General features: G+C 55.8%; 25 protein-coding genes, 1 tRNA gene and 2 riboswitches. Of the genes, 14 read left to right on the forward strand and 12 right to left on the reverse strand.

Going from position 1 to position 21,452, the window contains the following annotated elements; genetic code table 11:
- The first annotated feature begins 197 nt into the window (after positions 1-197).
- Positions 198-1,187, forward strand: a complete 990-nt coding sequence (locus KB235_RS08635; protein WP_034814906.1) for a sodium:calcium antiporter — start codon at positions 198-200, stop codon at positions 1,185-1,187.
- A 90-nt stretch (positions 1,188-1,277) separates the two neighbouring features.
- Positions 1,278-2,339, forward strand: coding sequence for a bifunctional glycosyltransferase family 2/GtrA family protein (locus KB235_RS08640; RefSeq protein WP_211779392.1), 1,062 nt, complete (start codon positions 1,278-1,280; stop codon positions 2,337-2,339).
- Between the two features lie 25 nt (positions 2,340-2,364).
- On the opposite strand, the gene KB235_RS08645 is transcribed toward KB235_RS08640, so the two are convergent.
- The 3 genes from KB235_RS08645 to KB235_RS08655 all read right to left on the reverse strand — a co-directional run bounded on the left by KB235_RS08645 (position 2,365) and on the right by KB235_RS08655 (position 3,522).
- Positions 2,365-2,931: a 3'-5' exonuclease gene (locus KB235_RS08645; RefSeq protein WP_211779393.1), complete on the reverse strand. Its 567-nt coding sequence runs from the start codon at positions 2,929-2,931 to the stop codon at positions 2,365-2,367.
- A gap of 69 nt (positions 2,932-3,000) precedes the next feature.
- Positions 3,001-3,333, reverse strand: a complete 333-nt coding sequence (locus tag KB235_RS08650) for a four-helix bundle copper-binding protein (RefSeq protein ID WP_034814908.1) — start codon at positions 3,331-3,333, stop codon at positions 3,001-3,003.
- Between the two features lie 116 nt (positions 3,334-3,449).
- Positions 3,450-3,522 (reverse strand) — tRNA-Ala (locus tag KB235_RS08655).
- 132 nt (positions 3,523-3,654) lie between these two features.
- Between KB235_RS08655 and KB235_RS08660 the strand changes: the two genes are divergently transcribed.
- Positions 3,655-4,518, forward strand: a complete 864-nt coding sequence (locus KB235_RS08660; RefSeq protein ID WP_034814909.1) for a GRP family sugar transporter — start codon at positions 3,655-3,657, stop codon at positions 4,516-4,518.
- Between the two features lie 22 nt (positions 4,519-4,540).
- Here the strand turns inward: KB235_RS08660 and msrA are convergent, their stop codons facing one another.
- On the reverse strand, positions 4,541-5,059 hold the full coding sequence (msrA, locus tag KB235_RS08665) for a peptide-methionine (S)-S-oxide reductase MsrA (RefSeq protein WP_034814910.1): 519 nt from the start codon (positions 5,057-5,059) through the stop codon (positions 4,541-4,543).
- Between the two features lie 66 nt (positions 5,060-5,125).
- A riboswitch (SAM riboswitch) is annotated at positions 5,126-5,226 on the reverse strand.
- 44 nt (positions 5,227-5,270) lie between these two features.
- Positions 5,271-5,432, reverse strand: a complete 162-nt coding sequence (locus tag KB235_RS08670) for a hypothetical protein (RefSeq protein WP_034806550.1) — start codon at positions 5,430-5,432, stop codon at positions 5,271-5,273.
- Positions 5,433-5,543: 111 nt separating this feature from the next.
- On the opposite strand from KB235_RS08670, the gene KB235_RS08675 reads away from it, so the two are divergent.
- From KB235_RS08675 to KB235_RS08715, 9 genes are all read left to right on the forward strand, one after another.
- A complete protein-coding gene (locus tag KB235_RS08675; RefSeq protein WP_211779394.1) occupies positions 5,544-6,947 on the forward strand; it encodes an amidase family protein in 1,404 nt (467 codons plus the stop codon).
- A gap of 69 nt (positions 6,948-7,016) precedes the next feature.
- Entirely contained in the window at positions 7,017-8,078 is a 1,062-nt protein-coding gene (gene rlmN, locus KB235_RS08680) for a dual-specificity RNA methyltransferase RlmN (RefSeq protein WP_034814967.1), read from the forward strand.
- 145 nt (positions 8,079-8,223) lie between these two features.
- Positions 8,224-9,105, forward strand: coding sequence for an SMP-30/gluconolactonase/LRE family protein (locus KB235_RS08685; protein ID WP_034806553.1), 882 nt, complete (start codon positions 8,224-8,226; stop codon positions 9,103-9,105).
- Positions 9,106-9,117: 12 nt separating this feature from the next.
- The gene (locus KB235_RS08690; RefSeq protein ID WP_034806555.1) at positions 9,118-9,381 is read left to right on the forward strand and encodes a hypothetical protein; all 264 of its coding nucleotides are present in this window, start codon (positions 9,118-9,120) and stop codon (positions 9,379-9,381) included.
- Between the two features lie 105 nt (positions 9,382-9,486).
- Positions 9,487-10,680 carry a GTP-binding protein gene (locus KB235_RS08695; protein ID WP_211779395.1) on the forward strand — a complete coding sequence of 398 codons (1,194 nt, stop codon included), beginning with the start codon at positions 9,487-9,489 and terminating at the stop codon, positions 10,678-10,680.
- A gap of 62 nt (positions 10,681-10,742) precedes the next feature.
- Positions 10,743-10,843: riboswitch (TPP riboswitch) on the forward strand.
- A 78-nt stretch (positions 10,844-10,921) separates the two neighbouring features.
- Positions 10,922-11,515, forward strand: coding sequence for a YkoF family thiamine/hydroxymethylpyrimidine-binding protein (locus tag KB235_RS08700; RefSeq protein ID WP_211779396.1), 594 nt, complete (start codon positions 10,922-10,924; stop codon positions 11,513-11,515).
- Positions 11,508-12,083: an ECF transporter S component gene (locus KB235_RS08705; protein WP_211779397.1), complete on the forward strand. Its 576-nt coding sequence runs from the start codon at positions 11,508-11,510 to the stop codon at positions 12,081-12,083. The genes KB235_RS08700 and KB235_RS08705 overlap by 8 nt, the downstream gene beginning before the upstream one ends.
- Positions 12,076-13,407 carry an ABC transporter ATP-binding protein gene (locus KB235_RS08710; protein ID WP_211779398.1) on the forward strand — a complete coding sequence of 444 codons (1,332 nt, stop codon included), beginning with the start codon at positions 12,076-12,078 and terminating at the stop codon, positions 13,405-13,407. The genes KB235_RS08705 and KB235_RS08710 overlap by 8 nt, the downstream gene beginning before the upstream one ends.
- On the forward strand, positions 13,404-14,141 hold the full coding sequence (locus KB235_RS08715; RefSeq protein ID WP_211779399.1) for an energy-coupling factor transporter transmembrane component T family protein: 738 nt from the start codon (positions 13,404-13,406) through the stop codon (positions 14,139-14,141). Before KB235_RS08710 ends, KB235_RS08715 begins: the two co-directional genes overlap by 4 nt.
- A 14-nt stretch (positions 14,142-14,155) precedes the next feature.
- Here KB235_RS08715 and KB235_RS08720 read toward each other — a convergent pair whose 3' ends face one another.
- Both KB235_RS08720 and KB235_RS08725 read right to left on the reverse strand, forming a co-directional pair.
- Entirely contained in the window at positions 14,156-14,743 is a 588-nt protein-coding gene (locus tag KB235_RS08720; RefSeq protein WP_211779400.1) for a DUF1643 domain-containing protein, read from the reverse strand.
- A gap of 32 nt (positions 14,744-14,775) precedes the next feature.
- Positions 14,776-15,468 (reverse strand): lytic transglycosylase domain-containing protein, encoded by a 693-nt coding sequence (locus KB235_RS08725; RefSeq protein ID WP_245175450.1) that lies wholly within the window; start codon positions 15,466-15,468, stop codon positions 14,776-14,778.
- 78 nt (positions 15,469-15,546) lie between these two features.
- On the opposite strand from KB235_RS08725, the gene KB235_RS08730 reads away from it, so the two are divergent.
- The gene (locus tag KB235_RS08730; RefSeq protein ID WP_211779401.1) at positions 15,547-16,245 is read left to right on the forward strand and encodes a CPBP family intramembrane glutamic endopeptidase; all 699 of its coding nucleotides are present in this window, start codon (positions 15,547-15,549) and stop codon (positions 16,243-16,245) included.
- On the opposite strand, the gene KB235_RS08735 is transcribed toward KB235_RS08730, so the two are convergent.
- Positions 16,175-17,101 (reverse strand): alpha/beta hydrolase, encoded by a 927-nt coding sequence (locus KB235_RS08735; RefSeq protein WP_034814972.1) that lies wholly within the window; start codon positions 17,099-17,101, stop codon positions 16,175-16,177. The genes KB235_RS08730 and KB235_RS08735 overlap by 71 nt on opposite strands.
- A gap of 174 nt (positions 17,102-17,275) precedes the next feature.
- Between KB235_RS08735 and KB235_RS08740 the strand changes: the two genes are divergently transcribed.
- On the forward strand, positions 17,276-17,692 hold the full coding sequence (locus KB235_RS08740) for a hypothetical protein (RefSeq protein WP_211779402.1): 417 nt from the start codon (positions 17,276-17,278) through the stop codon (positions 17,690-17,692).
- A gap of 32 nt (positions 17,693-17,724) precedes the next feature.
- Here the strand turns inward: KB235_RS08740 and KB235_RS08745 are convergent, their stop codons facing one another.
- From KB235_RS08745 to KB235_RS08760, 4 genes are all read right to left on the reverse strand, one after another.
- Positions 17,725-18,360: an ABC transporter ATP-binding protein gene (locus tag KB235_RS08745; RefSeq protein WP_211779403.1), complete on the reverse strand. Its 636-nt coding sequence runs from the start codon at positions 18,358-18,360 to the stop codon at positions 17,725-17,727.
- Positions 18,357-19,361 (reverse strand): ABC transporter permease, encoded by a 1,005-nt coding sequence (locus KB235_RS08750; RefSeq protein WP_211779404.1) that lies wholly within the window; start codon positions 19,359-19,361, stop codon positions 18,357-18,359. Before KB235_RS08750 ends, KB235_RS08745 begins: the two co-directional genes overlap by 4 nt.
- 67 nt (positions 19,362-19,428) lie before the next feature.
- A complete protein-coding gene (locus KB235_RS08755) occupies positions 19,429-20,781 on the reverse strand; it encodes a sensor histidine kinase (RefSeq protein WP_211779405.1) in 1,353 nt (450 codons plus the stop codon).
- Positions 20,778-21,443 carry a response regulator transcription factor gene (locus tag KB235_RS08760; protein ID WP_211779406.1) on the reverse strand — a complete coding sequence of 222 codons (666 nt, stop codon included), beginning with the start codon at positions 21,441-21,443 and terminating at the stop codon, positions 20,778-20,780. The genes KB235_RS08755 and KB235_RS08760 overlap by 4 nt, the downstream gene beginning before the upstream one ends.
- Between the last annotated feature and the right edge of the window lie 9 nt (positions 21,444-21,452).

A 21,452-nucleotide genomic window follows, 5' to 3' on the forward strand; every position in this document is an offset into this window, starting at 1 on the left:
GGGACGAAAAGTGCTATAGTCGGGTTGAACATAAGAAGGGGAGTAGCGACCACGTTCGTGGTCGGTGGGTCGTCATTACAGTGCAACGCACTCGGTCCATCGAGCTTCTTTTAGTCCGCAAGACCTTTTTATGGATGCTTTTTTGGCGTCCGTAAAAAGGTCTTTTTTGACGTTTAAAATCGAGGGGAGAAAACGCAATGGTATTTGTTTATTTTTTACTCGCGGCCGCCATCACGGTGTATGCAGCGATCAAACTGTCGACGTATGCAGACGTCATCAGTGAGAAGTCATCGATGGGAGGCGTCCTCGTCGGAACGCTTTTACTCGCAGGCGCGACGTCGCTACCTGAAGTGACGACGAGTATCTCGGCGGTCATGATCAACAACCCGGATATCGCCGTCGGGAATATGCTCGGCTCAAACTTGTTCAACATCTTCATCTTGGCGATGTTCGACCTGTATTTCCGTCAAAAACGCCTGTTCAACGAGGCGAGCCGCGACCACTTGTATACGGCTGGGCTCGGTCTCTTATTGACGGTGCTGACGATGATCGCCCTCGTCGTCCGTATCGATTTGACGTTTATCGGCATCGGGGTCGACGCCTTGTTGATCGCCGCCTTGTACGGGATTGGGATTTATTATATCGGCAAGCGGCCAAAAGCGCCGACGGCGACACCTGAAGTCGAACAAGAAGTCGTCGTCAGCACGACCGAGTCGATTACCGTGAAACGGGCCGTTATCGGTTTTGCCGTCGCCGCCCTCGTCATCATGGCGGCAGGAACGGCGCTTTCCATCTCCGGTGACCGAATCGCAGTCGTGACCGGCCTCGGCTCGAGCTTTGTCGGCAGCTTCTTGATCGCCGCCTCGACTTCGCTACCGGAAGCGGTCGCCGTGTTCGTCGCTTTGAAACTTCGAAACGTGAACTTGGCGTTCGGGTCAATTTTAGGGAGCAACATTTTCAACATGGTCATCATCGCCATGTCGGACGTGTTCTATCAGAATGGATCGATTTTGGCGGATGTCTCGGCGTCGCACTTGGTCACAGCCGTCGGCATCACGATTTTGTCAATCTTGGTCATGTATAGCGTGCTTCGCAAAGACGTCACGTCGAAAGTTCGTTATATCGTCCCGTCTGTGCTCGTCGTTCTCGTCTACTTCGTCTCGTCTTACCTGATTTTCATTGGTTGATGGCACGGTCGCTCTTGCGGCCGTGTTTTTTTTCATTGAGGCGTGACCGGGCATTTACGTGGGTATAGTAGGAGGGAAGGAGGGGTGACGATGCAAATGCATTCCGTTGAGCGGTTGAGTGAATACGTCCTCTTGATTCCCGCTTATAATCCCGATCAGGCACTAGTTGAATTGGTGCATGCGTTGAAACAGGAAGGTTTCCTCCACATCGTCGTCGTCAATGACGGGAGTGCGGAAACGTGCCTACCTGTGTTTGAGGCCATTGAGCCGCACGTATCTCGGCTTCTTGAGCATGAAAAGAACGCAGGAAAAGGTGCGGCCTTGAAGACCGGCATACGGTACATCGTCGACCGCTACCCAGAGACGTTAGGCGCCATCACGGTCGATGCCGACGGCCAGCATTTACCGTCCGACGTCCACCACGTCTACAGCGAAGGCGTCCTCTGGCCGCATCATCTGATTATGGGGTGTCGCGATTTTTCAGGGGAAGCGATTCCGTTTCGAAGCCGGTTCGGTAATCAAGTGACACGCCTCGTCATGACGATTGGGAGCGGACTTCGTTTGAAAGACACCCAGACCGGCCTTCGGGCCATCCCGGTCCGCTATGCGAGACAGTTGCTCGACGTCCCTGGCAACCGTTACGAGTTCGAGATGAACATGTTGACGTTCACGAAGCGGATGCACGTCCCGATTCATCAGACACCGATTCAGACCGTCTATGTGGACGAGAACGCCTCGTCGCATTTTCGTCCGGTCATCGACTCAATCTTGATTTATCGTATGTTTCTCGCTTATTCGTTATCATCTGTTGCATCGTTTTTAATGGACATCGGCGTGTACGCGCTATTGATTTTCCTATTGAATCCTTGGTTCGATACGGCGCACGTCATCGTCGCGACCGTCGTCGGTCGAGTCGTCTCGTCCTTATTCAACTATTTCGTCAACCGGAAAGTCGTCTTCAAATCGAAAGCGAGACGGGCGATGGTCAAGTATTTTGGCCTCGTCGGGGCACAGATGGCGGTCTCCGCTGCCCTCGTCTATGCGCTCTTCTTCGTCATTCGAGACGGCGAGGTCATCTTGAAAGTCGTCGTCGACAGCTTCTTGTTTATCGCCAGTTACTATGTACAAAAACGCTGGATTTTCAAACGATAAAGGCCCGACAGTTGTCGGGCCTTTATCAGTAGGCGAGCTTTCCGATTTTAACGGACGTATAGCGATGAAGCTCGCGCGGGTCGGCGATGCCGGTCTTCATCATCATGTCGCGCATGAGGAGCGCACAAACCCGTGCGTCCTCGGCAGCGTTATGATGCAGGAACGGCTCGTTCAAATACTCGGCCATCGTGTTCAGCTTATGGTTCGGGAGCTGGGGGTACAACTTACGGGACAACTTGACCGTACAGCCATACTCGATGCTCGGGAATGTATATAGGTCATATTTGGCGATCGCTTTTTTCAAAGCGCCCATATCGAACGAGGCGTTGTGGGCCATGACGAGATCGACCTTTTGGAGCGTCGGATAGAGCAGTTCGAGCACCTCGGGCAGTGTCGGGGCATCCCAGACATCGCTCGGCCGAATGCCATGGACACGGATATTCCCTTGGTCGAAGTCTTCTTCCGGGTTGACGAGAAGCTGGTTCGTCTCGACGACCTCGCCGGCGTAAAGCAAGCTCCAGCCGACCGAACAGATGCTTCGGCTGTCACGGTTGGCGGTCTCGACGTCGATGGCTAAAATAGAATGTGACATAATCGTTCCTTTCTTCTTACGAATTGAATCCACAAAAAAAGTCTAACATAACGTTAGACTGAAAAGTGATTAAGCGGCTGCTAAATTGCGGCATGCTTCGGCACAGCGGAGGCATGCCTCGGCGCATTGTTGGCAGTGGTCCATCTGATGGCGACCACATTCGACGGCGCACGTGTCACACACTTGCGCACAGAGGGCACCGATTGGTTTCGCGAACGCCGAATCGGTCTCGAGTGCGTTCAAGGCGAGGGCGCAGACGTCGGCGCATTCGCGCGTCAAGCGAATGCATTCTTTCACCATCAATACGTCTTCTTCTTGTAAACTTTTTGAAAAACAATGATTGCTCGTCCGCATGCAGTCGATAATCGCTGAAATCGTCTCTTCAATTGATTCCCGGTCCATGATAAGTCCCCCTTAGCAGAATAATGTATCTTTAAATCATTACCCGATACCGTATCGCTTAAACCGCGCCGGGACGACAAAAAAAGTCACTTCACGAAAGTGAAGTGACCTAGTAATGGAGCATAGCGGGCTCGAACCGCTGACCTCCACGCTGCCAGCGTGGCGCTCTCCCAGCTGAGCTAATGCCCCGTTCGAAAATTATTATATCATCCTAGTAAAACGTTTGGCAATGCCCTTTTTCAAAAAAGATTCAAAAGTTTAAACCGTTGACGCAATGGGAAAATCAACGATGATGTTATATTACGAAAGCAGGTGAATCATATGGGCATGATTTTATTGGCATTGCTTCCGGCACTCATGTGGGGGAGTATCCCGCTCATCGTATCGAAAGTCGGCGGGAAGCCGATTCAGCAGTTAATCGGGACGACGATGGGTGCGATGGTCATGGCGTTCGTCATCTTTCTCGTCTTCAATCCGGAGTTCACGACCCTTGCCGTCGTCACCGGATTCATCTCCGGAATCTTTTGGGCGCTCGGACAGTATCTTCAGTTCCAATCGTTCCAAATCTTGAGCGTCTCGAAAGCGATGCCGATCAGTACCGGGATGCAGCTCGTCGGAACGTCGCTCTTCGGGGTCATTGTGCTCGGGGACTGGGAGACGTCGACCGAGCTCTGGCTCGGATTTTCAGCGCTCGTCTTGATTATCATCGGGGCGACGATGACGTCGTATCAACAGAAGAAAGACTCGGATAGCGCCGGGGCGTTGAAGAAAGGTCTCCTCGTCCTCCTCGTCTCGAGTCTCGGGTATGTGACGTACGCCGTATTGACGAACTACTTTGAAGTCGACGGCATCACGGCGATCGTCCCGCAATCGGTCGGGATGTTCATCGCGGCGCTTCTCTTCAGTCTTCGTGAGAAGGACGTGAAACGGTTCGATCCGAAGACGTTCAAGAACATCTTGGCCGGGATCGCCTGGGGGATCGGGAACTTCGGTCTCTTCGTCTCGAGTGGAGAGGTCGGGGTCGCCACGTCGTTCGCCTTGTCGCAACTGAACGTCGTCGTCGCGACGCTCGGCGGGATTTATCTATTGAAAGAAGAGAAGACGTCGAAAGAGCGCGTCTTCGTCTTTATGGGCATCGGGCTCATCGTCGTCGCCGGCTTCATGCTCGGGATTGCGAAAAGTTAAAAGACGGGCGATTGCCCGTCTTTTATGATTGCCAAGCCACGTCGATGAACGCGTCTCGTCCAGATTTCTTCCGGTCTGCTTTATAGTGGTCCGGATTTTTTTTGTGGAAATCCTGATGATACTCTTCGGCCGGATAGAACGTGTCGGCCGGTAAAATCTTTGTGACGATCGGATCCTTAAATCGTCCGCTCGCGGCGAGTTCGTCGCGACTCTGCTCTGCTTTCACGCGTTGTTCCTCCGAATGATAGAAAATGGCCGGCGCGTATTGGCTGCCGCGGTCTTGGAACTGGCCGCCGTCATCAGTCGGGTCGGTCTGAATCCAATAGAGTTCGAGCAAACGTTCATAAGCGAACAGCGACGGGTCGAACGTGATCTCGACGACCTCGTAATGCCCGGTCGTGCCGGTCTTCACTTGTTCATACGTCGGATCGTCGACGTGTCCGCCCGTATAGCCGGATACGATTGATTCGATTCCGGGCTGTTCCTCGAACGGGGTGACCATGCACCAAAAACAGCCGCCCGCGAATGTTGCTTTTTCCATAAAAAACTCCCCCTGTACACGTATTGTCCAAATAAAAACGCCCATGTCATCGACATGAGCGTTCTGTCATATCGTCCAAGGCAAACGCCTTGCTGGAAGTAGCACCTTGCCGAAGCAGGTTGCTGTGAAGTCATAGAGCCAGGTCTCTCGTTCACTCAAGATATCGATATGTAGTTGGTGAAAGCATCATACCATCTGTCCGAAAGTGTCGTCAACGATTAGGTTTTCGCCGAAGTTGCAGCAACGTGGCCCCGACAATCAAGACGACGAGGACGATGGAGAGCGGTAGCGTATACGGGGCCTCCCCGGCATAGAGCTGTAAGAAGAACAAGACAAAGACGGACAACAAGACGAGTACGTACGAACGGTTCATAGTAACCTCCCTTTTCTTTCAGTTTACCAAGTTACACATTCGTTGGCGAACGAAAACAGGAAATCAAGTGGAAATAGCGAATACGAACGAGTGAGCAAAGGAGGAATCAACATGACTGAACCAAACCCATTTTTCGAACTCGATATCGAGACCGCCCATCTCGGATATAAGGAAGGAACGTTCACCGCGCGTAACGTGACGGCCTATTATTTGACCCGAATCGCCGCATTGAACGACAAGCTGAGAGCGGTCATTCAAGTGAACCCGGACGCTCTGTTCGAGGCCGAGGCGGCCGACCGGGCGTTCCGACGTGGTGATCGCTTGCCGCTGCTCGGCATTCCGGTACTGATTAAAGACAACGTCGAGACGGCCGGTCAGATGAAGACGACGGCTGGGGCCGTCGCCCTCGCGCATCACTTCGCCGGCCGAGACGCCCACCTCGTTCAAAGTTTACGCGCGAGCGGGGCCATCATCCTCGGGAAAGCGAACTTGTCCGAGTGGGCCAACTTTTTGACCGAGGGGATGCCGAACGGTTGGAGCGGGGTCGGGGGCCAGACGCTCAATCCATATGGGGACAAGCTCGATGTCGGCGGGTCGAGTTCAGGTTCGGCGTCCGCGGTCGCGGCGAACATGACGCTTCTCGCCGTCGGCAGCGAGACGAGCGGCTCGATTATCCATCCGAGCGTCCATAACGGCATCGTCGGCATCAAGCCGACCGTCGGTTTGATTAGCCGGAGCGGCATCATTCCGATCTCTCGGTCGCAGGACACGGCCGGCCCGATGGCACGAACGCTCCGGGATGCGGTGCTTGCCCTTGAGGCGATGGTCGGGGAAGACCCGGCTGACCCGGCGACGACGCACCTTCCGGCCGGTCCGCCGTATCGGACGTGTCTCGATGAACGCCAAGCGGTCGGGATGCGCGTCGGGATCGTCAAGATTGATCTGTCGGAAGAAGAACAGGCGCTCTATGATGAGGCGATCGCCTTGCTGAAACAGAGCGGCATCGAGGTCGTCACTGTCGAACTGCCGTCGACAACATCGCTCGACCAAGGCGATATCCTGTATCATGAGTTTAAGCTCGGAATCGAGGCGTATCTAGCCTCGACGACGCTCTCGTATAAGACGCTTTCGGATTTGATTAACTGGAACAGCAGTCATCCGGAGACGATTCCGCACGGACAGAAGACGTTCGAGAAAGCGGACGAACAATCGGGCCGCTTGATTGAGGCCACCTATCTGACACGTCGCCTCGACGACGTCCGTCACGCCAAGACGGACGGCATCGACCGACTGTTGGCCGAGCGGGCGCTCCATGCGCTCGTCTTACCGCATGACCACAATTATGACATGGCCGCGAAAGCCGGGCATCCGACGATTACGATTCCGTATGCCGTCAAACAGAGCGGCGCTCCGTTCGGGTTGTCGTTCACGGGGACGAGTTACGCGGAGCGCGATTTGATTCGCATCGCCTACGCGTTCGAACGTCATGTCACGCGGCCGCTTCCGCCGTTGTAAGAACGTTGCACCCTTCGACGCGGTCCGCTACAATGGGAATTATGCGGATTGAAGAAAGGACAGATTGCAATGAAACCATCTATATACGGGCTGACGTTTGATCAGCTGACGGACGTCTGTGTCGATTTTGGATACAGCGCCTACCATGCGAGACAGATTTGGGACTCGCTCTACATCGACCGGGTCAAGTCGATGGATGCCATCAACGTGCGTGAGGAAGTGAAAACAGCGCTCGCGGAGCGTTACGTCATCTCGACACAAGAGTTGTTCGTCAAACAAGAGGCGGGCGACGGGACGGTCAAATTCTTACTTAAACTCCACGACGGCCACTATATCGAGACGGTGCTCATGCGTCACAAATATGGTCGTTCGGTCTGTGTCACGACACAAGTCGGGTGCAATATCGGGTGCAGCTTCTGTGCGAGCGGTCTGTTGAAGAAGACACGTGATTTGACGGCAGGCGAAGTCGTCGAGCAGATCATGACCGTGCAACATTACTTGGACGAAGTCGGGGAAGGAGGCCGCGTCAGTCATATCGTCGTCATGGGAATCGGGGAGCCGTTCGACAACTTCGATCACTTAGTCGATTTCCTTCGTGTCGTCAAAGACGAGCGCGGTCTCGCCATCGCGCCGCGGAAAATCAACGTCTCGACGAGTGGGCTCGCCGATAAGATTTACAAGTTCGCCGACCTCGATTTGCGCATCAACTTGGCGCTATCGCTTCACGCGCCGAACGACGCGCTCCGGACACAGATCATGAAGATCAACCGGGCGTTCCCGCTCGACAAGCTCATGCCGGCCATCCGCTATTATGTCGAGAAGACGAACAAGCGAATCACGTTCGAGTACATTCTTCTCTCGAAAGTGAACGACTTGCCGGAACATGCCGAAGAGCTCGCCGACTTGATCGCGGACATCAAAGACAAGTCGTACGTCAACTTGATTCCATACAACCCGGTCAACGAGCATATCCAATATGAGCGCAGTACGTCGGAGGACATCATGGCGTTTTACGACATTTTGAAGAAACGTGGCGTCAACACGGGTGTCCGTCTCGAACATGGGACCGACATCGATGCGGCCTGCGGACAGCTCCGCAGCAAGCATATGAACGTGGAAGGTGCCAAATAAGTCGATTCTCCCGCTAACCTCAGCGGGAGTTTTTTTGTTGACGTCCGGACGCAGGACAGGATAAACAATTTTCAGAAATAGGACTAGAGACGTCCGGTCTAGGGAATAGTCTTTTGACATCACAGGAGAGAGTGGAGGCTATTTTATGGAGAACGTGAACGCGACATGTTGGATTCGAGTCAGAAATACGCTTGGGGAAGGGCCGTGTTGGGACGCTGAGTTGAAGCGATTCTACTGGGTCGACATAGAAGGGCACACGCTCTGGTGGTACGATGAGAAAGAAGATGAGCTCTCTTCAGCCGATATGGGCCAACAGATCGGCTTCGCCGTTCCGAAAGTGACGGACGGTGTCATCGTCGGATTGAAGGACGGTATCTATGAATGGGACGAGTCCTCAAAACAACTCGACAAGCTCGTCGAACTCGATGATGCGGACGGCGTGCTTCGATTCAACGACGGCAAGGCCGACCCGTATGGACGAATCTTTGCGGGAACGCTCCATTTGGAAGACGAGGAGAATGAGGCCACACTCTATCGGTTGGACCGCGACGGCACGACCGAAGAGATGCTCACAGGTCTGACCTTATCAAACGGTTTGACGTGGTCACCGGACCACAAATGGTTTTATCACATCGACACGCCGACCGAGACGGTTCGACGTTATCCATACGACTTGTCGTCCGGTACGTTTGGGGAAGGGGAGGTCGTCGTCGAATTTAAGGATGAGGACGGCTTCCCTGACGGCATGACCTCGGACGAAGAGGGTCATTTATGGATCGCCCACTTCGCCGGCGGTCGCGTCTCGCGCTGGAACCCCGAGACGGGCGAGAAAGTGCTCGAAGTCATGGTGCCGGCGCCGAACGTGACGTCATGCTGTTTCATCGGGGACGACTTGAAGCAACTCGCCATCACGACCGCGCGTGAAGGGATGGATGACGAGGCGCTCGAAACGTATCCGGATGCCGGGTCGGTGTTTAAAATCGATACGGAAGTGAAAGGGATGCCACTTTATCGTTTCGGACGTTAAGGAGGGAGAATCATGGTGAAACGCATGCTCGTTCGCGTAGGAATCGGTCTCGCGCTCGCGGCGGTGGCGCGAGTCGGGGTGAAGAAGTACCTCGACGACCGCGAGACGAACGATCATTCTTACCTCGAACCGAAATGGGACGAGACGCCGAGCGTCGACGCGGACAAAGATGAGGATGAGGTCGGCTTGACGCAGCTCGATTCGATTTATCGGGCCGAGTGGCAGGCGAACGCTTATCCACGCTCAGAGGCGGAACGGAAAGCACTCGAAGAATAGCCATGCCTGAAACACGCTCCTTGCGAGCGTGTTTTTTTGTTGACAAGATGGTCAATCCCGTTCATTATCTAAAAAGTAATGATTACTATTTGGGGGCTGTTAATGATGAAACGAATTCCAATCACCGTGTTGTCAGGCTATCTTGGGAGCGGCAAGACGACGTTAATGAACCATATTTTAAACAATCGCACCGGCAAGAAGTATGCCGTCATCGTCAATGATATGAGCGAATTGAATATCGATGAGCGTTTAATCGAACAAAGTGGATTTTCGCGGACCGATGAGAAGCTAGTCGAGCTGTCGAACGGTTGCATCTGTTGCACGCTCCGTGAAGACCTCCTCGAGGCGGTCCAAGAGCTCACGAACGACCGTGAGCTCGATGGGATCATCATCGAGTCGTCCGGCATCTCGGAACCGATTCCCGTCGCGCAGACGTTCACGTACGCCGATGATGCGCTCGGTATCGATTTGACGAGCCGTGTCTACATCGATGCGATGGTGACCGTCGTCGACGCTTACCGGTTCTTGAAAGATTTCAATTCCGGCGAGTCGCTCCATGAGCGGAAACAGGCGATCGATGAGACGGACGTCCGCGAAGTCGTCGACCTGCTCGTCGACCAGGTCGAGTTCGCCGATATCATCGTCCTGAACAAGGCAGACCGGGTATCCGAGACCGAGCTGAACGAGATGGCAGGTTTATTGAAGACGCTCAACCCGTCAGCAAAACTGTTGACGTCGGTCCATTCGAACGTCGATTTGACGGAACTGCTAGACGTCAACCTGTTCGATTTCGAGCAGGCGATGCATTCGGCCGGCTGGATCCAAGAGCTTGAGGCGGAAGAACACACGCCGGAGACCGAGAAATACGGCATCAGCTCGTTCGTCTATCGTCGGCGTCGCCCGTTCCACCCGGAGCGGCTCCACGCGTGGATTGAGCAGTTCCCAGAGGAAGTCGTCCGGGCGAAAGGGTTCCTTTGGATCGCCTCGCGCAACGACATCGCCTGCTTGTTCTCCCAGGCCGGATACGCCTCGACGCTCGAGCATGCCGGACGCTGGCTCGCGACGCTCCCGGAAGAGGAGCGGCGCTTGATGTTCGCGGCAGAACCGGAGCTCGCCGACGACTACATCGAACCGTACGGCGACCGCCAGACCGAGCTCGTCTTGATCGGGCAACGGATGGACCGCGCGACCGTCGAATCAGCGCTCGACGCCTGCTTGTTGACAGATGCCGAGATGGCGCTCGACTGGGCGACGCTCAAAGACACGCTCCCAGGGAACGGTGTCGTCACTTTCTCATAAACCGTTTACAAATCGAGAACGGTCGTCTATACTGTTCCTTGCATGACCAAACCGCATACATTGGACTACACTAGGGGTGCTTCGGCTGAGATGTGAGCATGGCTCCAATCCCTTATGACTCGATCCGGGTAATACCGGCGTGAGGAAGTGTGGCACTTTTTCTGATGGATTTTATTGGACGAGTGGCCGCATTCTCATGGATGCGGCTTTTTTGTGCATATAGAAAAAGGGGGAATACAACATGAACAACCAATGTGGAACGAGCCCGATCGTCGGGTTCCGCTTTACACTGAGCCCGATGACGTCCGATTTCGTCAGCGTCATCAAAGGGGCATTGAACGAGACGGACTTACAGAACGTCTGGCGTCACACCGACGACGTCTCGACGGTCATCCGGGGACGCAGTGAGCATGTGTTCGATGTGGCCAAAGCCGTCTTGTCGCATGCGACGAAGACAGGGACGCACGTCTCGATGAGCGGGACGTTCTCGGTCGGTTGCCCGGGTGACACGATGGGGGACAACTTGCTCGACGTGACGAGCGAGCCGGCGAACGGTAAGGTCGCGACCCAATACGTCTCCTCCCAGTTCGCACTTTATCCGCTCGGGGACCTGAATTATATGGACATCATCTATGAAGAGATCGATTTCGCGAAAGCGCGGGGCGTGTTCAACGAGTCGATGCATTACGCCTCCGGCATCCACGGCGACATCGAGCCGGTGTTCTCGTTTTATGAGGCGACGTTCGACCGGGTACGGGCGAAGATGAGCCACGTCGTCATGACGGTGACGTTCAGTGTGAACAGTCCGTCACATGAGGGACGACACGATGCTTAAATCGTGGAAGTTAAAAGAGATCGTCTTATTGTCAATTTTATCGGTCGTCTTCGCCGTCGTCTATTTGGCATTCGTCCACATCGGCAACTTGTGGGCCGGCCTGATTGGACCGATCGCCTATGAATGGATTTTCGGGATTTGGTTCATCGTCTCGATTATCGCGGCGTATATCATCCGAAAGCCCGGTGCGGCCTTTTTGTCTGAAGTGCTCGCGGCGACGATTGAGATGATGATCGGGAACGCCATCGGGCCACGCATCATTCTCGTCGGGATCATTCAAGGGCTCGGGGCCGAGGCGGCATTCGCCGTGACCGGCTACAAACGATACGACCTGTGGGTGCTCATGCTCGCCGGGTTCGGTGCGGCCGTGACGAGTTTCGCATATACATACGTCATGGGAGGCCTCGCAGCGCTCAGCCCGACGTACGTGGCGACGATGTTCGCCCTGCGCGCGACGAGCGGCATGCTCATCGCAGGTCTCGGTGGCAAAATCTTGAGTGACTTGTTGCTCAGGACGGGGGCGCTCGAAGGTTATGCACTCGCAAGGCAAGGACGCGTCCATGGTTGAGGCGGAGCAGTTGACGTTTCGTTATCCTGGCAAGTCGAAAGACGTGTTGGCAGACGTCACGCTCACGCTCCGGGATGGACGGACGCTCATCAGCGGGGCGAGCGGGTCGGGGAAATCGACACTGTTCGCCATGATGAACCGGCTCTATCCGGACAACTGTGACGGCATCGTGACCGGAAGGCTCGACTTGTTCGACCGGCCGTATGACACGTACGCGGCCGGCGAGGTGAATCGTCGGGTCGGCACCGTGTTCCAAGACCCCGACAGTCAGTTCGTCATGCAGACGGTCGAGGAAGAGCTGATCTTTACGCTCGAAAACTTTCACGTCCCCCGCGAGGAGATGATGGGGCGCGTCGAGATGATGTTACGGACGTTGCGGCTCGACAATTATCGACATCGCCACATCCATGACTTGTCTGGTGGCGAGAAGCAGCAAATCGCCGTCGCCTGTGCACTGATTGGCCGTCCGGAATGGCTCCTCCTTGATGAACCGCTCGCCCATCTCGACCCGGAGACCGCGGCTCGGTTCGTCCGTTGGCTCGACGGCGTCGCCCGTAGCGTCAACGTCGTCGTCATCGAACATCGCCCGTACGTGTGGGGCGATTTCTTCGACCGGCAAGTCGAACTTATGGAGGGGCGAATCGTCTACGATGGACCGTTCGAGATGCGCCCCGACTATACGTTCGCACCGATTACGAGCGAAAAAGGGGAACACAACTTATTTCACATACCGAATTTAAAACGAAAAGAATTCGAACTCGCAGCGAGTGACTTGACCGTCGCCGAGGGAGAGGTCGTCGCCATCCTCGGTCGTAACGGGAGCGGCAAATCGACATGGCTCAGGAGTCTCGCCCGGAACCATCGCGACGTCGGGCTCGTCCCGCAATCGCCGGCACACCTGTTCGTCACGAGCGAGGTGGCGCACGAGCTCGCGTACGGACACGATCACCCGATTGAAGACGTGTTGACGCGGCTCGGTCTCGAGCGATTACATGACGCCCATCCGCTCTCGCTCAGTCACGGACAAAAGCGCCGACTCGCGATTGGCGTGATGTTGCTCTCTGGGAAACGACTCATCGCGTTCGATGAACCGACCGCCGGACAAGACGAGGCGTCGCTCGGTGCGCTTTATGACTTGATGGAAGAACGGGCACGTGACGGTCAGGCCGTGCTGTTCGTGACGCACGACCTCAACTTCGCCCGGGCTGCGAATACGTATTATTTGATGCACGACGGGAAGTTGAACGGTCCGTATGACGCATCGCTTTGGGAGCAGCCGGAACTCCTTCAGGCTCATGGGTTATGGATGGAGGGGATGGGATGACGTTTCATGAGATGAACCCGACGCTCAAGTTTTTGACCGTGACGTGCCTCATGTTCGGTCTCGCCTTCATGTACAACCCATGGACCCCGCTGCTCGTCTTTACCGGCACGCTCCTCCTGCAAACACTGTTCGCCGACGTGAGCTGGCGGCGGTGGGGACTGTTCATGATCCCGTTTCTATTGACCGCGATCGGGACACTCTGGACGACGCTCGTCTTCGGAAGAGAGGCGGGTGGGGCGGTCGTGTTCACGCTGTTCGGCAACGACGTGACGGAAGAGAACGTGCGCCTTGCCGTGACGCTCGCCTTGCGCGTCTTGGCGTTCACGGCACTCTCACTGTTGTTTACGCTGACGACGGACCCGAAGCGTTTCGTCTACAGCTTGATGCAACAAGGCAAGCTATCACCGAAGATCGCCTATAGCGTCTTCGTCGGATTTCGGTTCTTTCCGATTTTAAAGAGCGAACTGATCCAGCTCTATGAGACGCACGCGCTCCGGGGCGTCCGGCTCGAGACGCGACTCGACCACGTCCGACATGTCCCGAAGCTATTGATTCCGCTCCTGGCCGGTTCGATCCGCCAAGCCGAACGGATCGCCTTCTCGATGGAGGCGCGCGGGTTCACGGGGGAACGCCGCAGCACGTACGAGGTCGTCCCCGTCACGCGGAACGATTTCGTCTTGGCCGCATGTTTAGTCCTCTTGTTCGTTGTGAGTATGTGGGTGGGGATCCGTTAAAAAAACAGGACGACTCACTCGGAGTCGTCCTGTTTCGTTTCTTTGACGATACGGAACTTCGGTTTGATTGATTCGTTGTTGAACGGCTCGAGCACGGTGTTCTCGTTAGCCATTCGAATCTGTTGCGGTTCACCTTTGGCGGTCGTCCCGATACAGAACATGTTCGCCTCGTGGTCGGCGAAGAGCGTCTTATACGCGGTCGCGTGATGCATGAGCCGACCGGGCGATCCCCAGCCGACGATGACCATGCCCATGCTCTGTTCGACCTCGTCGAGCGTCTCCTCGACGTAATGGAAGTTCGTCTCGTCGAGTTGAGACTCGACGTAAGGCAGATTGTCGTTTATGGCGAGCGTCGGGACGAGACTGATGACGCGCACTTCCCGAATCGGTTTGTCGAGATGGTTGCGCATGAGCATGTAAGCCCGTTGCGTCGTCGTCCCAGACAAGAACGCGTCACTCATTCGAGGGGAATAGATGATGACGGCGCAAATCACGCCATCGACGACATCGGTGAACTCATAGGAGCGCATATAGCGTTTCGTCTTGTCGTCATTGAAGACCGACTTGACTCGAATCGTCACTTCCTCGATTTGTGTATTCATATCGTTTCCTCACTTCAACTAAAGATCAACGGTCACGTCAGACTCGCGAACCATTCCAAGTAACGAATTGCGTAGCGTGCGACTTGCTGCTTCGTCGACTTCGCGTCACCGGGAAGGAGTGTGACTTCGTCTTGATACTGTTCATAGTAGGACATGACGTTGTCTACGTACTGTTCGCTGCGATTATACTCGAAGATGGCCGAACGGATCGATTCGGTCGAATCGGTCGATCGGCCGCCGTGTTCACTCAAGTAATACGCGGCCGCATGGGCCGAATCGATTAAGCTGTGTGGGTCGGCTTGTCCGTCATTGTTTCCGTCACGGCCGAGCCCGCCGTATTGCTCAATCAACGTCAAATCCGTCAAGTCGACCTCGTCCTCAGGGACGTCGCCTTTTTGATCGTCCGTGTCATATTGCCAACCGAGCCAAGTCCGGGGCATGAACTGGAACGGACCGATCGCACCGACCGATGACCGCATCGAGGCACTGTGTGAAAAAATCGTCTCGACGCGATGGACGGCGGCGAGTAGGCGCCAATCGACGTCATACGTGTCCGCGGCGTCTTCATAGACCGAGACATGATCCGACGGGACACCGTGATCTCCATAGTAGGCGCGGTAAAGGGCGTTGTTCACTTTGTCATCTTGACCGAACCAGCCGATTGCGACGAGGAACAACACTGTCACAAGCATGATACTGGTCAGTCGCAGCATCAATCGTTTCAAGATACCGCCTCCTAGCTTTCTAGACAATACCCGAATAGTGTAGCATATAGCTAACAGGAAGGACAGGAGTGGATATCGATGCTCGAACGAATCGTCTTTACCGTCATTCTCGCCTACTTATTGATCATTCAGCTGTTCAACGCCCGATTGATGAAATCGATGATCACGTCGCTCGGTCGGGGACGCGTCTACGAGGAGGCGATCAAGTCCGCATGGGGCTTGACGCTGTTGCTCGTCGCACTCGTGTTCTTGTTCAACGTGCCGGGTGATGCGGTTGGCCTTGCCTTCATGCCCGACGTGACCGATGCACGGGCGTGGAACTATTTCGTCTTTAGCTGTGTCCTCATGGGCGGCCTCTTCGTCTTCTATTTGTCCGTCTTGACGTCGGCGCGGCTTCGGGCACGGCTTCGTCCGCACTATGAGCTTGAGATTGAAAAAGTGTTGTTGCCACGGACAAAGGAAGAGGCACAGGCTTGGAAAGCCGTCTCGGTCACGGCCGGGATCACGGAAGAGTTTATCTTCCGCGGCGTCTTGATTTATACGCTCGCGCTCTATGTCGACCTCTCGGACGGATCGCTCGCCTTAGCGAGCGGCGCCTTGTTCGGTCTCGCCCATGCGTATCAAGGCGTCCGTGGTGTCATCGTGACCGGCGCCGTCGGCTTCGTGTTCGGCTACTTGTTCCTCGCGACAGGTTTACTTTGGCCGGTCATGGTCTTGCATGTGTTACTGGATCTGATTGCTGGCCCGATTCACGTCGCCGAGCCAAAAAATTCGTGACGGCGGCCTCGTAGGCGTCTCGGTCTTTTAAGATGCAGTTCGTATGCTCGGCATCGTGGATAAGCGCGAGCTCGTTGCGCCGGTTGAGGGCGTTCATTTCGATGGACATCCACGTCGGGACGAAATCGTCGCGCGTCCCGTGGACGAACAACACCGGGGCGCTCGTCTCGGCGAGCGAACGCTTCGGACTGACTTGGTGCATCAAAAACCCGGCTCGGCTCCAAAGGAAATAGTTGATTCCGGGGAGCAATAAGTCGCCTGGCAGCCGATGTAGGTTGTTCAATTGATGACGCATCAGTTGGCGCATGTCATCGAACGGACACTCGGCAATCAAGAAATCGACATCCGTGAGCGGTCCCGCCTGTAAGATGGTCGCCGCACCCATCGATACGCCGTGAAGGCCGACCTCATCGACCGTCTCATGGGTCCGGAGCCAATCGACCCAGTCGACGATATCGTGTTTCTCGTGATACCCGTACGAGGCGTAGACGCCCTCGGACTCCCCGTGTGATCGCAAGTCGACGGCGAGCAGGTTATACCCGAGCCGGTGGAACATGGCCAAGTGCGGTGCCATGAAACTGTGCGAAGCCGTGTAGCCGTGGACGAAGACGATCCATTTTTTTGCCTCGCCATTCCGGTAAACCCGGCCGTAAAGGCGATAGCCGTCCCGAGATTGGAGCGAGACGTGTTCGAACGGCACGTCGTGATAGAACGATTGATCTTCGGTCGTGTACGGGGCGAGCAGCATCTCCGGTGTCTTCCGTTTCCCTCGCGTCATCCGTTTGAAGGCGTAATAACTGATGGCATAGTAGCCGGTGAACAGTGTCGCGAGCCCGTATTTCCATTTAGCTTGCATGAACATCGCTCCTTTCTCCATCATTGTACCCGAAACGTGACGTTTCGTTCACGTACGAGTTGCGTCTCCGGGCACAAACGTGACGATTCCGCGACCGTTCCGGTAAAAGACGTTCATTGCACGCTGCACGGATGGGGATTATGCTTAGCCGGTAGAAGAAAAGGAGGGCTCAGTGTGACGCGTGAGGGGATGTATCGGCTGATTCAAGCGTGTGTGGAAGGGGACATCGACTATGTGACGGAGGAGGGCATCTCGATCATCCAGCGCGGCGAACATGGGACGAATCAGCTGTCACCCGTACTCGATGCCTTGATGGACCGATATTTGGACGGGGCAGGGCGCGACATGCAACTATCGGTCCGGTCGCTCGTCACCGCTTCGGGCGTGGGACCGGACGAGACGGTGCGTGCGCTTCTCGCCCTCACGGACGTGTATCTCGTTTCGAACCACATCGAAGAACGGCTGCTCACGGTTCGTCACATCGAGCTCGACTCGTCGAAAGGGATGACTGTGCACGTGACGCTCTGTGCCTGGTTGGCGTTTCATCTGGAGATGGTTCGAGAAGCGGCCCAGCTCCGGGTCGGTACATGACGAAAGGGAGTGGCGATGTTGCCACTCCCTTTTTAAACTGGATTCAACTGTCCGTCACGCAAGCGGAGGACGCGGTCGCACACGTCGAGCATCCGTTCGTCGTGCGTGATGACGATGACCCGTTTGTTGCGTTCATGAGCTGCGTCGGCCAGGCGTTCCATGACGAGACGGCCGTTCGGGTAGTCGAGGCTCGCCGTCGGTTCGTCGGCCAAGATGAGTTTCGGGTCGTTGATGAGGGCACGGGCGACGGCGACCCGTTGCCGCTCCCCTCCGGATAGCCGGTTCGGTAACTCGTTTGAGCGATGGCCTAACCCGAGGTCCATCAGGAGGGCCATCGCGTCGCCTTCGGTCTCGCTTTCGGCTTGGACGAGTTCAAGCTGCTCTCGTACCGTCAAATACGGGACGAGTTGCGCGTCCTGAAACACGAATCCGATCTCGTTCAACCGCAACTTCCGCCGGGTTTCCTCGTCGAGCGAGAAGACGTCGACCGTGTCGAACGACAGACTGCCCGCATCTGGACGCTTCAACAAGCCGAGGATTTGCAGCAACGTACTCTTGCCGCTGCCGCTCGGCCCGATAATCCCGATGCACTCACCCGGTGAGACGGTCAAGTCGACACCGGTTAAAATCGGTTGCACATAGGCGTGATGAATGTTGGTTAACTTCATTTGATGCGACCTCCTAACGCGTCGGCAGCATCGAGCCGACGAAGTGTCTGTAACGGTAACACCGTACCGAGTAACGAGATGATGAGGAAGAGGGTGCTATAAAATGCCACGTTCGACCATTCGAACTGGAACGGGACCGCTTCGGGTACGACACGCGTCATAAGCAAGGTCACAAACATCGCGATGGTACTCGCTGCTACGACCGTGACGAGCACTTGCCAGACAAGCGCCGCACCGATCGTCCGTGACCGAATCCCGATCGCTTTCAAGATGCCAAGTTGCGGTAGTTTCTGTAACGTCACCATATAAAAGAATGCGGTCAGGATGAACGCCCCGATGATGAGGAGGAACGCACGCATCATATCGAACGTCCCTTGCTCGGCGGAATAACCGGGCACAGATTCGATGATATCTTGTTTCGAATGACGAGTGAGCGATGTGACCTCGTCTCCGAGCCAAGCCGAGACGTAAGTCGGCCCGCCCGCGGTCTGTTGATACGCGTCCCACGTCTCCATCGTCGTCCAGACGACGGGGCCGTGGCTGAATCGTCCGTCTGTCACACCGATAATCGTGAAACGGTACCCACTGACGAAGTCCTCGACCGTATCGCCGACCGCATACGTCTGTAAAAAGCTAGGGTCGACGAGCACTTCTCCGACAGAAAGATCGAGTGTCGGCCCGATGGTCGAGTCTGTCGGCAAGGCGAACAACGTCGCATCTTGCTTCGTTCCGTTCACGAACGTGAGCGGTTTCACGGCGAGCGGGGTCACCGCGTCGATTGGCGTCTCTTCGATGAATGAACGCGTCAACTGTCCGTCCGCGTCGTCTGTCAGTTGGAACGTGTCAATGTCGAGTTCGCGCACGCTTGCCCCGTTGTCATAGGCGAGCCCGTCCGCGAGCCCGGTGATTAGTGTCGTCAACAAGACGATTGCGAGTGTGATCAGGAGGATGAGTCCGTACTGACCACGTTTTCGCCACATTTCTTTTAGTCCGAGTGTCATTATAAAAAGCCTCCTTCATGTCGATGAAGGAAGCATACCGAACGAATATGAACGGAACATGAACACGTCACAGTTGAATCGTGAACGTCGTCCCCGATCCGGGCGTGGACTCGACTTGAATCGTGCCGCCGTGCAAGCTGACGATGTCGTGGACGATCGAGAGTCCGAGCCCGGTCCCGGCCGTCCCACGTGACGCGTCACCTTGGAAGAAACGTTCGAACAGGTGTGCCCGCGTCACATCATCCATCCCGTGCCCATCGTCTGAGACGATGATTGTGACACGTTCGTCTCGTTTCAACTTGATTCGGATGGTCCCGCCTTCGCGCGAGGCGTGAATCGCGTTTTGAAGCAAGTTCATCCACACTTGCGCCAGCAAGATGGGGTCACCTTTCACCGTCATGTCGTCGAGGTCGGTGACGACGGCGATCCCTTTTTGGTCGAGTTGGAACGAGAGCCCGCGAATCACGTCTTCGATTGACGTGGTGAGCAGAACATCTTGCTCGAGCGAGATGTCGGCCTCGTCGAGCCTGGCGAGCAGGAGCAGTTGTCTTGTCAACGACGACAGCCGCGTCGTTTCGTCACGGATGATTTCAGCGTACGGTCGGGCCTTCTCGTCGGTCAACTCGACGAGCGTCGAGGCGTAGCCGGTTAACGACGTGAGCGGGGACTGGAACTCGTGCGAGACGTTGGAGACGAAACGTCGTCTTGCTTGTTCGGACGTCTCAATCGTCCGGGCCATCTCGTCAAACCGGCGAGCGAGGACGCCAATCTCGTCGGAACGCTCGAGCGGCAAGTCGCGCGGTGTCTTTCTAGAGGCGACCGATGCCGTCGCGTCGGTCAACGATTTGACGGGCTTGACGATCGAACGTGTCGCGACGGCGATCAAGAGAAATGCGAGTCCGGTCAAGAGGGCGAAGAACAACCCGACGAATAGATGCAACTCTCGGATTTGAGCCGATAGGTCCGGCCGTATAAAGACGGCGTCGACACCGTCCGGGCCCTCTAGTGGAAACCCGTACGTATTGACGACTTCATTGTCGAACAGTCCGAGCAAAAACAAATGGAACGGGTAGTCGCGCATCCCTTCATAGACGGTTCCTTCCCGTACCGAGGTGACGGTCCGCTCATCGATTGACTCGTCGCGGAACGAGCCACCGTACCGCATGACCCGACCGTCGGCTTTGACGACGTGGAGCTGATACCCGGTGCGGGCAAGGAACGTATAGAGGGCGGACTCGTCCTGGTCTGTATGATTCGAGAAGTAGCCGACGGCGGTGCTCGCCGCCTCGCTCGTCTTCTCACTATAGGTCGGTTGCCACCATGTATAGTACGCGACGTTACTGATGAGCAGGGCGATCGCGCCGGAGAGAAGTAAAATCATAAACACGGTCAAGACGATACGCGTATAAAGGGTCCTCATTCGATCACCTCGAACGTATAACCGACCCCGCGCACGGTCCGAATCGAGACGACGTCACTTCGTAAACGGGTCCGCAGCCGTTTGATGTGGACGTCCACGGTCCGGTCGTCGCCGTCGAAATCGAGCCCCCAGACGTGTTCGATCAGCTCTTCCCGGCTGAACACGCGGCTCGGGAAGGCGGCGAGCTGATAGAGCAGCTCGAACTCACGTTTCGGCAGATGGATCGTCTCGCCGGACAGCTCGACCCGATAGTGGCGTAAGTCGAGCGAGAGCGGGCCGGCGTGAATCGAGCTCGCGGCCGTCCGTTCGTATCGTTTCGAGATCGCCTGTAGACGGAACAACAGTTCATCCGGAATGAACGGTTTCGTCATATAGTCGTCGGCGCCGTGTTCGAACCCAATCCGTTTGTCGTCCCATTCACCGAGCGCGGTCAATAAGATGACAGGGATGTCGAGCGTCGCCTTCATCCGGCGGCACAGTTCCCGTCCATCCATACCCGGTAACAGGATATCGATGACGGCCGCGTCCGGCGGGTCGGCCATGAACGCTGCTTCGGCCATAAACGGGTCCGTGACGAGCATCGTCCCGTGCCCGGCGCGGCGAAGGGTCTCGTCGACTAGACGGAGGATATGTTCATCGTCTTCAACAATCATAATCTGCATTGGTCTCGT

Origin of the sequence: Exiguobacterium alkaliphilum, from assembly GCF_018138125.1 — a bacterium.
GTDB lineage: Bacteria > Bacillota > Bacilli > Exiguobacteriales > Exiguobacteriaceae > Exiguobacterium > Exiguobacterium alkaliphilum.